A 13,228-nucleotide genomic window follows, 5' to 3' on the forward strand; every position below is an offset into this window, starting at 1 on the left:
GGTTCGGTCCGTCGCGGACCTCGGCACCGGGCCGGCCCGTCCAAGCTCCGACATCAATATCCGACACGGGGAAAACATCGATCGATGCCACGTCGCGACAGGGAATATTGGGCACGGCTGCGGGTTGATGCGGCTTCGTCATGGGCGGCCGGCATGGCGATCATCGCCGTTCTTGCCGCCTCGCTCGCCCTGATCGGGTTGATCGTCTCCGGCGGACAGGCAGAGACGCGGGCCAATCCGATCTACTGGCTGATCCTGCTGCCGGTCGCGTGGTGGGGCGGCGGGCTGAGCGGGTTCGGCGCGCGTCAGGTTCGATTGATGGTACCGGCCATGGTCGCCGCCCCGATCCTCGCCGCCCTGTGCCTGGTGATCGCGGCCGGACGCGCGGAGGCCGTCACGCCCTGGGTGATCGCGACTATTGTCGCCGCCGTCGCCGCGATCGTCAGCCGCCTGTTCTACGATCGCAGCCTGCAGAAACGCGAGGGGCCGGATCGTTGGGTGTAGCCGACGCCACGAACCCCCTTGGGTTACGCCCCACCCCCCGCCTATAGGGCGCGGGATGGTTCGGTTAAGGCTCGGTACGCGGGGGTCGCCGCTGGCGCTCACCCAGGCGGGGATGGTGCGGGATGCGCTGTGCGCGGCGCATGGCTGGCGGCCCGACGATATCGAGACGGTCGTGATCCGCACCACCGGCGACCGGGTGCAGGACCGCGCGTTGGCGGAGATCGGCGGCAAGGCATTGTGGACCAAGGAACTGGATCGCGCGCTGCTGGCCGGCGAGATCGACGCCGCCGTCCATTCGATGAAGGATGTCGAGACGGTGCGCCCGGCGGCGATCCGGATCGCCGCGATGCTGCCGCGTGCCGATGTGCGGGACCGGCTGATCGGCGTCGCGGCGATCGCCGACCTGCCCCATGCCGCCACGGTCGGCACCAGCAGCCCGCGTCGCCGCGCGCAGTTGCTGCGCCGCCGCCCCGACCTGCGGATCGTGCTGTTCCGCGGCAATGTCGACACCCGTCTGGGCAAGCTGGCGGCGGGGGAGGTCGATGCGACGCTGCTGGCCGCCGCCGGGCTCGACCGGCTCGGCCGGACGACCGTTGGCCATGCGGTGCCGACCGACACGATGCTGCCCGCCCCGGCGCAGGGCGCGGTTGGGATCGAGGTGCGCGCCGACGATGCCGCCGCGCAGGCGCTGTTCGCCGCGATCGACGATCCCGCCACCCATGCCTGCGTCGCGGCCGAACGCGCGCTGCTCGCCGCGCTGAAGGCGGACTGCCATTCCCCGGTCGCGGCGCTTGCCAGCCTGTCGGGCGAGATGCTGACGCTGCGCGGCGAATTGCTGGCCGAGGACGGCACGGCGCAGGTGGAGGGCCATGTCGAGGGCACCGCCGACGACGATCTCGGCGCCCGCCTTGCCGCCGATCTGCTGGCCCGCGCGCCCGACCCGGTCCGGCGGTTGTTCGCGGGGTGAATCGCGCGGTCGCGGTGCTGCGGCCCGAACCGGGCAATGCGCGCACGGCGGCGCTGATCGCGGCGCGGGGCGGCCGGGCGATCCGGCTGCCGCTGTTCGCGGTGGCGGCGACGACGTGGACCCCGCCCGATCCCGCCGGGTTCGACGCGCTGGTCGCGACCAGCGCCAACGCCTTTCGCCACGGGGGCGACGGGCTGGCCCGCCTGCGGACCCTGCCGGTATGGGCGGTCGGTCGGGCCACCGCGTACGCCGCCGCCGATGCGGGCTTCGCGGTGGAGGTGATCGGCGCCCGCGGCGTGGAATCGCTGGTCGCGGCGATGCCGGCGGGGCGCCGGCTGCTGCATCTGGCGGGGCGGGAGCGGATCGCGATCCCCGATGCGGTCGCCATCACCGTCTATGCCGCGGAACCACTGCCGGTGGCGCCCGACGCGCTCGCGGCGCTGGCGGGGGGAGTCGCGCTGCTCCATTCCGCCCGCGCGGGCGCCCGGCTGGCGGCGCTGGTCGATCGGCGCGGCGATATCGAACTGATCGCGATCAGCGGTGCGGTCGCCGCCGCGGCGGGCGGCGGCTGGGCGTCGGTCACGGTCGCGGCCCGGCCCGACGACGCCACGCTGGTCGCGCTGGCGCTGGGGGCGGCCCGGAACGGGAATACCGGCCGGCCACGGGAATGATTGACCGCGCGGGCGCCTGCGAGGATAACCGCCGGCGATGAGCAGCCCCGCGTTTTCCGATCCCGCGCCCTTCGATCGCCCGCCCGCGCGGGGCCGCCGCCCCGGCTTCGTCGTCGCGCTGATCCTGATCGCCTTCGTCGCGGGCTGTTCGCTCGCCAGCTATGCGATCTATGCCGGCTGGCTGTCGCGGCTGAACATCGGCGCGCAGCCGCCGCAGACGGGTGCGGGCACGGACGGGGCCGGCTTCACACCCGCCCAGCCGCTGACCTCGACCGGCGCGGCCCCCGCCGTCGATCCCGCCGCCCTGGTCACGCGGGAGGCGGCACTGGCCGCCCAGCTCGCCGCGCTGGAGGCACGCACCGCCACCGTCGCGACCGATGCCGCCGCCGCGGGCGCACAGGCGACGCGGGCGGAGGCGCTGATGGTCGCCTTCGCCACCCGCCGCGCGATCGATGGCGGCACCGGCCTGGGCTATCTGGAGGAACAGCTGCGCAGCCGCTTCGTCGGGGCGCAGCCGCGCGCGGTCGCGGTGCTGATCCAGGCGGCGCGTACCCCGGTGACGATCGAGGATCTGCGCCAGGCACTCGACGCGATCGCCCCCGATCTGCAATCGGCCAGCGGGCGCGACTGGTTCGCCGATACCCGTCGCGAACTGCGCAACCTGATCGTGCTGCGCGAGGAGGGCACCCCCTCCACCGCCCCGGCCGACCGGCTGGCCCGCGCCCGCCGGCTGCTCGACGACGGCCGGGTCGATGCCGCCCGGGCGGAGATCGCGCGGATGCCCGGCGCGGCGCAGGCGGGCAACTGGCTGGTGGCGGCGCGCCGCTATGCGCTGGCGCATCAGGCGCTCGACGTCGTCGAAACCGCGGCGATCTTGGGGCAGGCGACCGGCCAGCCACTTGCGCCGGTGCGTGGCGACCCGATCGCCCGATAGGGTCTTCCTCAGTCCAGCCCCAGAAACGCCACGCCCGGCACCGTCAACTGCTGCCCCCCCGACCCTGATCCCGACCCGGACAGGGTGCCGTCACGCTCGATCCCCAGCACCGCGATCGTCCCCGACCGTTCGTTGCCGACCAGCATCTGCCGGGCATCCTCGACCAGCACGAAGATGCGGGGCCAGTGGCCGCCGCTGCCGATATGCTGCGCCAGCCGGGGCTCCCCCGTCGCCTCGATCACGAACACCGCGATGCTGTCATGCCCCCGGTTCGAGACGTACAGCCGCTGCCCCGCCCGATCGACCGCGATATGCGCCGCCTGCGAGGCGCCCGAGAACCCGGCGGGCAGCGTCGATACGGTCGATCGCGTCGCGAACCGGCCGTCCAGGCCGGCGTCCAGCGTAATCAGCTGGTTGGACAATTCGCACACCACATAGGCGACCGGCAGGCGCGGATGCCGCGCCAGATGCCGTGGCCCGGCCCCGGCGGGCGCGCGCCACGCCGGCTGCGGCGGCGCCAGCGCGCGGGCACGGGGATCGAACGGATAGGCGAAGATCGCGTCCGCCCCCAGGTCGACCGCGTGCAGCCAGCGCTGGTCGGGGCTGAACCCCACCCAGTGCGCATGGGGTCCGGTCTGACGGTCGCCATCCGGACCGCTGCCCTCGTGCCGGAACACCGTCGGCCGTCCGGCCACGCCCTCGCGCCGGTCGAGCGACAGGAAGCCGACGCTGCCGCCGCCGTAGTTCGCCACCGCCAGACAGCGGCCGGCCCGGTCGATCGCGAGATGGCACGGCCCCCCGCCCCCGCTCGGCGTGCTGCCCAGCCGTTGCCAGCCGGGACCATAGGCCGCGACCATGCCGTCGTCGCTTTCCGCCACCGCATACCAGCGCCCGCGCCGGTCGCGCACCGCGAACGACGCATCGGCGATCGTCCTGATCGCAGGGGCCAGCGTCCACCGCCCGGTGCCGGCATCATGGGCGAGCCGGTACAGCCCCTCTCCCCCTTCGGCCGTATAGGTGCCCGCCACCACCCGCCGTACCCGCGCCGCGGTCGCCCCGCCCGGCAGCAGCAGCCCCGCCGCCAGTCCGCCCAATCCACCCAGCGCGGTCCGCCGCGTCATCGCCGCCATCGTGCCATCCGTCATCGTCGTTCCTCGCGCCGTTCCCTGCCTCGTGATACGCATCGGCTCATCGCGACGCACGATCGATCGCATCGACCGGTGACCGTCCCGCCAGCGACGCCGCCACTGCCTCGACCCGTTCCATCACGCGTAGCACATTGCCCTGCGCCAGCGCGACGAGGTCACGGTCGCGCCACCCGCGCCGGATCAGTTCGGCGAACAGTCGCGGATAGCCATCGACACCCTTCATCCCCACCGGCCCGGTGCCGCCGATCCCGTCATAATCGCCGCCCAGCCCGACATGGTCGCGCCCCGCCACGCTGGCGACATGCTCGACATGGTCCGCGACGGTGGCGACGTCGACCAGGGGTTCGGGATGCGCGCGGTCCCACGCCACCAGCGGCGCAGGGGACCGGTCGCCATAGACGTCCGCCGGCACCCCCGCCCCCGCGGCATAGGTGGTCCGCGCCGCATCCCAGGCCCGCCAGTCGTCCGACAGGAAGGCCGGATAGCAATTGACCATCACCACGCCGCCGTTCGCCGCGATCGCGCGCAGCAGATCGTCGGGGATGTTGCGGGGCGCGGCGGTCAGCGCCCGCGCGCTGGAATGCGACGCGATCACCGGCGCCGTCGTCGTCGCCAGCACCGCCGCCATCGTCGCGTCGGACACATGCGCGATGTCGACGATCATGCCGATCCGGTTCATCTCCGCCACCACCTGCCGCCCGAACGGCGACAGGCCGCCGCTGCGCGGTGCGTCGGTCGCCGAATCCGCCCAGTCCAGGCTGCGCGCGTGCGTCAGCGTCAGATAGGCGACGCCCAGCGCCCGGTACTGGCGCAGCACCGCCAGCCGCCCGTCGATCTGGTGGCCGCCCTCCACCCCGATCAGCGAGGCGGTGCGTCCGTCCTTCATGATCCGCCGCACCCCGGCGGCATCGCTGGCGAAGGCCAGATCGCGGGGATGCGCGGCGACCAGCCGGCGGACGATGTCGATCTGCTCCAGCGTCAGTTCCACCGCGCGTGGGCCGGTGACGTCGGCAGGAATCCACACCGACCAGAACTGCCCGCCGACCTGCCCGCGCCGCAACCGGTCGAGATCGGTCTGGAGCGGGCGCGGCAGCCGGTCGGTCCCGCGCGTCAGGTCGATCGCCTCGACATGGCCACCCTGGGTGTCACGGATTTCCCAGGCCAGATCGTTGTGCCCGTCGATCAGCGGCGCGGCGGCCAGCACGCGTTCGGCGCGGGCCAGTGCCGGATCGGGACGCGAGGGGATCGACCGGGGCGGATCGGCGGCGGCCAGCATCAGGAGCAGGGAGATCATCCCGCCATGATGGCAAAACGGCGGGACCGGGTCACCCCGATCCCGCCGCCGTCATGCCGATTGCCCGCCGGGGGCGATCGGATCGTCAGGCATGGGCGACGCGGGTCGCGCGGCGGCGATAGCGGGTCGCACCGCCGACCATCGCGAAACCGGCCAGCATCAGCGCCCAGCTCGCCGGCTCGGGCACCGATGCGGTCATCGAGATGCGGTCATATCCGTCCATGTAACGGGCCGTGTACTCGGTGATCGACCCGGCGCCGGTGCCGTCGTTGAAGAAGTCGATCAGGAACCCGGTCGACCCGATATCGTCATAGGCCGCGAAGACGAGTGGGAAGGCGAAACCCTCGAACGTTCCCGCCACGATGGTCCGTGCCGCGGTATCGAACCCGAAATACCGGTTCGACAGGCCAAGGATATCGGTCAGCGAATAGGTGACGCTCGGAAATTCCTGCGTGGTGCCGTCGCTGAGCAGGATCGGGCCGCCGACCGTGGTCATATCGAAGCTTTTCAGGTCCTCGAACGCCAGCACGCCGGTCTTGGCGTCGTCAAATTCGAACACGCCGTTGGCGCGGCTGGCGCCGTTCAGGCCGAAATCGAACGTCACTTTCGCTGCCTGTGCCGGCGAAGCGATCGCCGCGGCGGCGATCAGGATACCGGTGGCCAATGACATCAGGCTGGTCTTCATGCGGATTTCCCTCGATTGCCCCGCGACGGGGCCGAAACATCGTTGAGAGACGTCCTAAAGGAGAATGCCTAACAGCGGGTTACGCGATCGATCCCGGATCGGGACGATCGAAAGGGAAACGGTCGGTCAGACCGCCGGATCGTGCGAGCGGCCGAAATCCTCGCGCGCGTCGTCCTGCCCCTGCTCCACGATCGACCGGCGGATCGCGCGGGTGCGGGTGAACAGGTCGAACAGCGCGTCGCCGTCGCCCCAGCGGATCGCGCGTTGCAACTGCGCCAGGTCTTCGGAGAAGCGGCCCAGCATCTCCAGCACCGCCTCCCGGTTGGACAGGAACACGTCGCGCCACATCGTCGGGTCGGACGCGGCGATACGGGTGAAGTCGCGGAATCCCCCGGCCGAATATTTGATGACCTCGCTCTCGGTCACCGCCTCCAGATCGCTGGCGGTGCCGACGATCGAATAGGCGATCAGGTGCGGCAGGTGGCTGGTGACGGCCAGCACCCGGTCGTGATGCTCGGGGGTCATCACCTCGACATCCGCGCCCAGCCGTCGCCAGAACTCGCCCACCCGCGCCACCGCGACGGAATCGGCATCGGCGGCGGGCGTCAGGATGCACCAGCGGCCCGCGAACAGCGTCGCGAAGCCCGCCTCCGGCCCGCTGCGCTCGGTCCCCGCGACGGGGTGCGCCGGGACCACCGCGACACCGGGAATCGCCTCGGCCAGCGCGCGCGCCACCTCGGTCTTGCAGCTGCCCACATCGGTGACGATCACATCGGATGGCAGGTCCGCCGCCAGTTCGCCCGCCACCGTGCCGATCGCGCCGACCGGCACGCACAGCACCACCAGATCGGCATCCGTCACCGCCGCGCCAGCCTGATCGGCGACATCGTCGACCAGCCCCAGCCGGATCGCCGTGTCGCGTACCGCCGGATCGGCATCGTACCCGCTCAGCCGCACCGTCGGCATCGCGTGGCGCACGGCCCGCGCGACCGACGATCCGATCAGCCCCAGTCCGACGATCGCGACCCGCGCGAACGGCAGCATCAGCCGGCCCGTTCCACCAGCGTGCGCAGCGCCGCGACGACGCCGCGCGTCTCCTCCTCGGTGCCGATCGTGATGCGCAGGCCCTGCGCCAGCCCCTGCCCCGGCAGCCAGCGGACGATATAGCCCGCGTCCATCAGCCCCTTGTACGCCGTCTCGGCGGTTAACCGGCCCTCGAACAGCACCAGCACGAAATTGGCCTGCGACGGCACGCACCGCAGCCCGGCATTGCCCAGCGCGCCGATCGCGCCCACGAACCAGTCGCGCCAGCGGTCGTTGTGCGCGCGCGTCGACGCGACGAAGCTGGTGTCGCCGACTGCCGCCACCGCCGCCGCCTGCCCCGCGATCGTCACGTTGAACGGCCCGCGCACCCGGTGCAGCGCCTCGATCACCGCAGCCGAGCCATATCCCCAGCCGATCCGCTCCGCCGCCAGCCCGTGGATCTTGGAAAAGGTGCGCGTGGCCAGCACGTTCGCTGCCGTCGCCGCCAGCGCCAGCCCGCCATCGTCGTCCTCGGGCGCGAGATATTCGGCATAGGCCTGGTCGAGCACCAGCAGCACATGCCCCGGCAACCCGGCATGGAGCCGTGCGACTTCGTCCTTCGCGGTGAAGGTGCCGGTCGGGTTGTTGGGGTTGGCGACATAGACGATCGTGGTGCGATCGGTGACGGCGGCGAGGATCGCATCGACATCGGTGGCGTAGTCGCGGTCGTCCACCACCACCGGCGTCGCGCCGACCCGGCGGGTCGCGATCTCGTACACCGCGAAGCCGTAGCGGACATGGATGATCTCGTCCCCCACCCCGGCATAGGCGGACGCGACCAGATGCAGGATCTCGTCCGATCCGGTGCCGTAGATGATCCGCGCCGGGTCGATCCCGTGCGCCGCGCCGATCGCCTCGCGCAGCGCGGTCGCGCCGGCATCGGGATAGCGTTCCAGGCTGGTGCCCGCGCGCGCAAAGGCGGCGACGGCGGCGGGACTGGTGCCGAGCGGGTTCTCGTTCGACGACAGTTTCACCACCTTGCGCCCGTCGTCCGCGGTCGAGCGGCCGGGGATATAGGGGTGGATCGCCTGCACCCATGGCTTCACGACGGGCGAGGTGGGGGAGGATGCTGGGGTCATGCCGCCGCGCATAGCCGCCACGGCCTTGCCATGCCAGCCCGCGCACCGTAGCGGGCGGGGGATGATCGACGAGCGTTTCGGGCTATCGCGCCATGTGACGTTGCCAGGGCCGCTCCGGCTCGACGGCGGCGCGCTGCTCGCGCCCGTCGAGATCGCCTACGAAACCTATGGCACGCTCGCCCCCGATGGCGGCAACGCGGTGCTGGTCTGCCACGCGCTGACCGGGGACCAGCATCTCGCCAGCCCCCACCCGCGCACCGGCAAACCCGGCTGGTGGTCGCGGCTGGTCGGCGAGGGACGGCCCGTCGATCCCGCGCGCGACTTCGTCGTCTGCGCCAATGTGCTGGGCAGTTGCATGGGATCGTCCGGCCCGTCGACGATCAACCCCGCCACCGGCCACCCCTTCGCGATGGCGTTCCCGGTCATCACCATCCGCGACATGGTGCGCGCGCAGGCCATGCTGCTCGACCATCTCGGCGTCGGGGTGCTTCGCGCGGTGGTCGGCGGATCGATGGGCGGGATGCAGGCGCTCAGCTGGCCCGCCACCTTTCCCGATCGCGTGCGCGCGGCGGTGGTGATCGCCTCGACCGCGCGGCACACCGCGCAGAACATCGCCTTTCACGAGGTCGGTCGGCAGGCGGTGATGGCCGACCCCAAATGGCGCGGCGGCGATTACCGCGACGATCCCCCCGCCGCCGGCCTGTCGGTGGCGCGGATGGCGGCGCACATCACCTATCTGTCCGAAGCCGGGCTGACCGAGAAGTTCGGGCGGAAACTACAGGCGCGCGACGCGAAGGGCTTCGGCTTCGACGCCGATTTCCAGGTCGAAAGCTATCTGCGCCATCAGGGCCTCAGCTTCGTCGACCGGTTCGACGCCAATTCCTATCTCTACATCACCCGCGCGATGGATTATTTCGATCTGGCGGAGGAGCATGGCGGGCTGCTCGCCAATGCATTCCGCGCCACCGCCGCCCGGTTCTGCCTCGTCAGCTTCGATACCGACTGGCTGTACCCGACGATCGAATCGCGCCACATCGTCCACGCGCTCAACGCCGCCGGCCGCGCGGTCAGCTTCGTCGAACTCTCCAGCCCCTATGGCCACGACGCCTTCCTGCTCGACGCGCCCGAGATGAACCGCGTGGTCGACGGGTTCCTGAAGGCGGTGGCATGATCGAACTCGACGACGACAGGACCCGGCTGGATGTCGCCTGCGTGCATGGCTGGCTGGCGGGCAGCTATTGGTCGCCCGGCATCGCGCGCGATCTGGTCGAACGGGCGATCGCGGGATCGCACTGCCTTGGCGCCTATCGCGACGGTACGCAGGTCGGTTTCGCCCGCGCGATCACCGATCATGCCACCTTCGCCTGGATCGCCGATGTCTGGGTGGACGAGGCCGCGCGCGGCCAGGGTCTCGGCCGGCAACTGGTCGGCTGGTTCGTCGATCATCCACGCTTCGCCGGCATCCGCCGTATCGGCCTTGTCACGGCGGATGCGCATGGAGTGTACGAAAAGCTCGGATTTCACGCGCTGCTGCGTCCCGATCGCTACATGGAAAAGCTGTCGGCGGCGGCTGCGGCAATGTTGCGGGCGGTGCCATGACCCTGCGTCCCGACCTTGCGGTGATCGCCGACCATGTTGCCGGGGGTGCGCGCGTGCTGGATATCGGCTGTGGCGACGGCGCGTTGATGGCGGCGTTGCGCGATGGCCGCGGCGTCGATGCGCGCGGGCTGGAGATCGATCCCGACAACGTGTCGCTGGCGGTCGCGCGCGGGCTGCCGGTGGTGCAGGGCGATGCCGATACCGACCTGCCCGGCTATCCCGACCAGAGTTTCGACTATGCGATCCTCAGCCAGACGCTGCAGACCTGCCATGCGCCCGACCGGGTGCTGGACGAACTGTTGCGGATCGGCCGGCGCGCCTTCGTGTCCTTCCCCAATTTCGCGCATTGGCGGGTGCGGCTGTCGCTGCTGTGGGGCGGACGGATGCCGGTGACGTCGCTGTTGCCCGAACAATGGTACGACACGCCCAATATCCACCATGTCACGATCGACGACTTCCGCACCTTTCTGGCGCGGCGATCGGTGGTGGTGGAGGGGGCGTGGTTCCTGTCGCGCGGGGGTGTGCGGCCGGCGGCGGGGGCCAATCTGCTCGCCGAACACGCCGTGTTCCTGTTGCGACGCTAGGGAAACCGGGATGCGCGGCGACCGGATATCCGGAACTTTTGTTATTGATCCGGATTTACGGGTTCCAACCCCCACTGGATGTTCGATGAGCAAAACCGCGCTGATCGTCGAAGATGAGATTTTCGTCGCGCTGGATCTGGAGCGGATTCTGCTCGATGCCGGCTATGATGTCGCCGCGATCGCCGCCGATCGTGAAAGCGCGCTGCTGGCCGCGCCCGAATGCGGGTTCGCCTTTGTCGACGTGAACCTGCGCGACGGGCCGACGGGGCCGGACATCGCCCGCCGCATCGCGGCCGAACATGGTATCAAGGTGGTGTTCGTCACCGCCAACCCCACCCAGATCGGCGATGGCGACGGCGCGCTGGGATATATCCGCAAACCCTTCACCGAACGCGCGATCCTTGCCGCCGCCGCGATGGCGACCAGCGCTGGCGTGTCGATCAATGGCGCCGCCAGTGACGATGTGGTCGCCTTCGCAGGTCCAGCGACGGCGGATGCGTCGTGCCACCACGATGTGATGGTCGGCGCAAAGACCCGCTGACGTCGGCCCTACCCCGCGCTTCCGCGGTGGGGCCGTTACCCGTCGCGCCGGCTCAGGGCGGATCGCGGCACCCGCATCATTACGTCCAGCCCTTCCGGCCGCCATTCGCGCGTCACCGTGCCGCCCAGCTGGCGCACCGCGCTCAGTTCGATCAGCTGGCTGCCGAACCCGCTCATCCCGCTGGCCGGCTCGGTCACCACGGGGCCGCCCGTCTCGGTCCAGCACAGCGTCACGTCGTCGCCGTCCTGATCGATCCGCACCGTCACCCGTCCCTCCTGGGCGGACAGGGCGCCATATTTGGTCGCATTGGTCGCCAGTTCGTGGAACAACAGTGCCAGCGGCGTCGCGGAGCGGTCGTCGATCAGCATATCGTCGCCCTCCGTCACGATCCGCAGGCCGTCGCCCTGCTGATAGGGTTCGAACAGGTCGGCGAGCAAACCGGCCAGACTGTCCTGCCGGGCGGAGGGCCGCGACTGCGCGCTGTGCGGCCGCACGAAATCATGCGCGCGGCCCAATGCGGTGATCCGCTGGCGCAGATCGGTGGCGATCGGCGCGAATTCGGGCCGGTTGCGCGCGGTGAACTGGATCAGCCCGGCGATCACCGCGAAGATGTTCTTGATTCGGTGCGCCAGTTCCTGGCTGATGATCTCGCGCTCTTCCAGCGCCAGTTTCTGTTCGTGGATGTCGGTGCAGGTGCCGAACCAGCGGGTGATCGTGCCACCATCGTCGCGGATCGCCAGCGCGCGGCCCAGCACCCAGCGATACGTGCCGTCGAAATGCTTCAGCCGATATTCGATCTCATAGGGTTCGCCCGTCTCCAGGCTGTGCCGCCATACCGTCCGCGACCGCTCACGGTCGTCGGGGTGGAACACGTCGCTCCACCCCTCGCCATCGGTGCTGCCGGGGGGCGTGCCGGTGAACTCGTACCAGCGCGCGTTGTAATAGTCGTGGAACCCATCGGCCCGCGTCGACCACACCATCTGCGGCATCGTGTCGGCCAGCGTGCGGAACCGCAGGTCGCTTTCCTCCAGCGCACGGCGTGATTGCGCGGCGACGACACCCTGTTCGCGGGCGATACGGCGATCGTCCAGCCGCCCCATCGCCGCCCGCGCCAGCACCATCAGCCCCTGATGCTGGAGCGGCGTCAATCCCGTGCGCGGGCGCGTATCGAGCACGCAGACGGTGCCCAGCACGCTGCCGTCGCTCGCACGCATCGGCGCGCCGGCATAGAAGCGCACCGATGTCGGCCCGGTGACCAGCGGATTGTCGACGAAGCGCGGATCGGCCAGCGTATCGGGCACCACCATCACCTCGTCCGCCGTCACCGCATGGGTGCAGAACGAGATGTCGCGCCGGGTCCCCGTTCCGTCGAAGCCGGTCCGCGCCAGGAAGTGCTGATATTCCTCCTCCAGCAGCGTGACGAGCGCCACCGGCGCCTCGCACAGCGCCGCCGCGAAACGGGTCAGGTCGTCGAGCGCACCCGCCGCCCCGATCCCGTTCGCGTCGTAGAACGACAGGACACGGGTATCGGCATCAGCACACACCAGGGATTCAGGGTTCAATCATCGATCCTCAGAACGGAACATCGTCGTCGAGATCATCGGCGAAGCCACCGCCCTGACCGCCGCCGAAGCCGCCGCCACCACCGCCACGGCTGCCACCACCCGATGCACCGCCGCCGCGCGATCCGGCGCCCGAGCCGTAATCGTTGCCGCCGCCGCCGGCCCAGTCGTCGCCGCCACCGCTACGGCCGCCACCACCGGCACCGCCGCCCTGGCCGCCACCGGGACCGTCGAGCATCGTCAGCACGCTGTTGAAGCCCTGCAGCACGATCTCGGTCGAATATTTGTCCTGGCCCTGCTGGTCCTGCCATTTGCGGGTCTGGAGCGAGCCCTCGATATAGACCTTCGATCCCTTGCGCAGGAACTTCTCGGCGACGTTGGCCAGCCCCTCGTTGAAGATCGCGACCGAATGCCATTCGGTCTTCTCCTTGCGCTCGCCGGACATCTTGTCCTTCCACGTTTCCGACGTGGCGATGCGCAGGTTGACGACCTTGCCGCCGTTCTGGAACGCCCGGCTTTCGGGATCGCGCCCCAGATTGCCGACGATGATGACCTTGTTGACGCTACCCGCCATGAT

At 70.5% G+C, this 13,228-nt stretch carries 14 protein-coding genes and 1 pseudogene; 8 read left to right on the top strand and 7 right to left on the bottom strand.

The features are described from left to right. The first annotated feature begins 153 nt into the window (after positions 1-153). The 4 genes from IFT82_RS10950 to IFT82_RS10965 are packed head-to-tail and all read left to right on the top strand — an operon-like array spanning position 154 to position 3,076. The gene (locus IFT82_RS10950) at positions 154-504 is read left to right on the top strand and encodes a hypothetical protein (RefSeq protein WP_192126596.1); all 351 of its coding nucleotides are present in this window, start codon (positions 154-156) and stop codon (positions 502-504) included. Between the two features lie 55 nt (positions 505-559). Next, the gene (gene hemC / locus IFT82_RS10955) at positions 560-1,471 is read left to right on the top strand and encodes a hydroxymethylbilane synthase (protein WP_192126599.1); all 912 of its coding nucleotides are present in this window, start codon (positions 560-562) and stop codon (positions 1,469-1,471) included. Continuing rightward, a complete protein-coding gene (locus tag IFT82_RS10960; RefSeq protein WP_192126601.1) occupies positions 1,468-2,142 on the top strand; it encodes a uroporphyrinogen-III synthase in 675 nt (224 codons plus the stop codon). The genes hemC and IFT82_RS10960 overlap by 4 nt, the downstream gene beginning before the upstream one ends. A 37-nt stretch (positions 2,143-2,179) precedes the next feature. Further along, entirely contained in the window at positions 2,180-3,076 is an 897-nt protein-coding gene (locus tag IFT82_RS10965; protein ID WP_192126603.1) for a hypothetical protein, read from the top strand. An 8-nt stretch (positions 3,077-3,084) separates the two neighbouring features. On the opposite strand, the gene IFT82_RS10970 is transcribed toward IFT82_RS10965, so the two are convergent. The 5 genes and pseudogenes from IFT82_RS10970 to IFT82_RS10990 form a co-directional block, all read right to left on the bottom strand. Further along, entirely contained in the window at positions 3,085-4,221 is a 1,137-nt protein-coding gene (locus tag IFT82_RS10970) for a lactonase family protein (RefSeq protein WP_244646680.1), read from the bottom strand. A 43-nt stretch (positions 4,222-4,264) separates the two neighbouring features. Further along, positions 4,265-5,518, bottom strand: coding sequence for a dipeptidase (locus tag IFT82_RS10975; protein WP_192126605.1), 1,254 nt, complete (start codon positions 5,516-5,518; stop codon positions 4,265-4,267). A gap of 85 nt (positions 5,519-5,603) precedes the next feature. Then, a pseudogene (locus IFT82_RS21475) lies at positions 5,604-5,708 on the bottom strand (PEPxxWA-CTERM sorting domain-containing protein); the annotation flags it as partial. 621 nt (positions 5,709-6,329) lie between these two features. Then, positions 6,330-7,247 (bottom strand): prephenate/arogenate dehydrogenase family protein, encoded by a 918-nt coding sequence (locus IFT82_RS10985; protein WP_192126609.1) that lies wholly within the window; start codon positions 7,245-7,247, stop codon positions 6,330-6,332. Continuing rightward, positions 7,247-8,365, bottom strand: a complete 1,119-nt coding sequence (locus IFT82_RS10990; protein ID WP_192126611.1) for a pyridoxal phosphate-dependent aminotransferase — start codon at positions 8,363-8,365, stop codon at positions 7,247-7,249. Before IFT82_RS10990 ends, IFT82_RS10985 begins: the two co-directional genes overlap by 1 nt. Before the next feature lie 61 nt (positions 8,366-8,426). On the opposite strand from IFT82_RS10990, the gene metX reads away from it, so the two are divergent. From metX to IFT82_RS11010, 4 genes are all read left to right on the top strand, one after another. Beyond that, positions 8,427-9,536: a homoserine O-acetyltransferase MetX gene (metX, locus tag IFT82_RS10995; protein ID WP_192126613.1), complete on the top strand. Its 1,110-nt coding sequence runs from the start codon at positions 8,427-8,429 to the stop codon at positions 9,534-9,536. Then, the gene (locus IFT82_RS11000; RefSeq protein ID WP_192126615.1) at positions 9,533-9,964 is read left to right on the top strand and encodes a GNAT family N-acetyltransferase; all 432 of its coding nucleotides are present in this window, start codon (positions 9,533-9,535) and stop codon (positions 9,962-9,964) included. The genes metX and IFT82_RS11000 overlap by 4 nt, the downstream gene beginning before the upstream one ends. Continuing rightward, the gene (gene metW, locus IFT82_RS11005) at positions 9,961-10,548 is read left to right on the top strand and encodes a methionine biosynthesis protein MetW (protein ID WP_192126617.1); all 588 of its coding nucleotides are present in this window, start codon (positions 9,961-9,963) and stop codon (positions 10,546-10,548) included. The genes IFT82_RS11000 and metW overlap by 4 nt, the downstream gene beginning before the upstream one ends. 85 nt (positions 10,549-10,633) lie before the next feature. Continuing rightward, complete coding sequence (locus IFT82_RS11010; RefSeq protein WP_192126619.1) at positions 10,634-11,089, top strand: response regulator; 456 nt, start codon at positions 10,634-10,636, stop codon at positions 11,087-11,089. A 35-nt stretch (positions 11,090-11,124) separates the two neighbouring features. On the opposite strand, the gene IFT82_RS11015 is transcribed toward IFT82_RS11010, so the two are convergent. Beyond that, positions 11,125-12,651: a sensor histidine kinase gene (locus tag IFT82_RS11015; protein WP_446740963.1), complete on the bottom strand. Its 1,527-nt coding sequence runs from the start codon at positions 12,649-12,651 to the stop codon at positions 11,125-11,127. 10 nt (positions 12,652-12,661) lie between these two features. Next, positions 12,662-13,225: a single-stranded DNA-binding protein gene (gene ssb / locus IFT82_RS11020; protein WP_192126621.1), complete on the bottom strand. Its 564-nt coding sequence runs from the start codon at positions 13,223-13,225 to the stop codon at positions 12,662-12,664. Positions 13,226-13,228 lie beyond the last annotated feature (3 nt).

It is taken from the genome of Sphingomonas sp. CFBP 8760 (assembly GCF_014841615.1).
In the GTDB taxonomy this organism is placed as follows: domain Bacteria; phylum Pseudomonadota; class Alphaproteobacteria; order Sphingomonadales; family Sphingomonadaceae; genus Sphingomonas.

Bases quoted from the DNA above. Each gene is read 5' to 3' on its own strand.
- IFT82_RS10950 (WP_192126596.1), top strand. From the start codon at position 154: ATGGCGATCATCGCCGTTCTTGCCGCCTCGCTCGCCCTGATCGGGTTG.
- hemC (WP_192126599.1), top strand. From the start codon at position 560: ATGGTTCGGTTAAGGCTCGGTACGCGGGGGTCGCCGCTGGCGCTCACC.
- IFT82_RS10965 (WP_192126603.1), top strand. From the start codon at position 2,180: ATGAGCAGCCCCGCGTTTTCCGATCCCGCGCCCTTCGATCGCCCGCCC.
- IFT82_RS10970 (WP_244646680.1), bottom strand. From the start codon at position 4,221: ATGACGGATGGCACGATGGCGGCGATGACGCGGCGGACCGCGCTGGGT.
- IFT82_RS10975 (WP_192126605.1), bottom strand. From the start codon at position 5,518: ATGATCTCCCTGCTCCTGATGCTGGCCGCCGCCGATCCGCCCCGGTCG.
- IFT82_RS10985 (WP_192126609.1), bottom strand. From the start codon at position 7,247: ATGCTGCCGTTCGCGCGGGTCGCGATCGTCGGACTGGGGCTGATCGGA.
- IFT82_RS10990 (WP_192126611.1), bottom strand. From the start codon at position 8,365: ATGACCCCAGCATCCTCCCCCACCTCGCCCGTCGTGAAGCCATGGGTG.
- metX (WP_192126613.1), top strand. From the start codon at position 8,427: ATGATCGACGAGCGTTTCGGGCTATCGCGCCATGTGACGTTGCCAGGG.
- IFT82_RS11000 (WP_192126615.1), top strand. From the start codon at position 9,533: ATGATCGAACTCGACGACGACAGGACCCGGCTGGATGTCGCCTGCGTG.
- metW (WP_192126617.1), top strand. From the start codon at position 9,961: ATGACCCTGCGTCCCGACCTTGCGGTGATCGCCGACCATGTTGCCGGG.
- IFT82_RS11010 (WP_192126619.1), top strand. From the start codon at position 10,634: ATGAGCAAAACCGCGCTGATCGTCGAAGATGAGATTTTCGTCGCGCTG.
- ssb (WP_192126621.1), bottom strand. From the start codon at position 13,225: ATGGCGGGTAGCGTCAACAAGGTCATCATCGTCGGCAATCTGGGGCGC.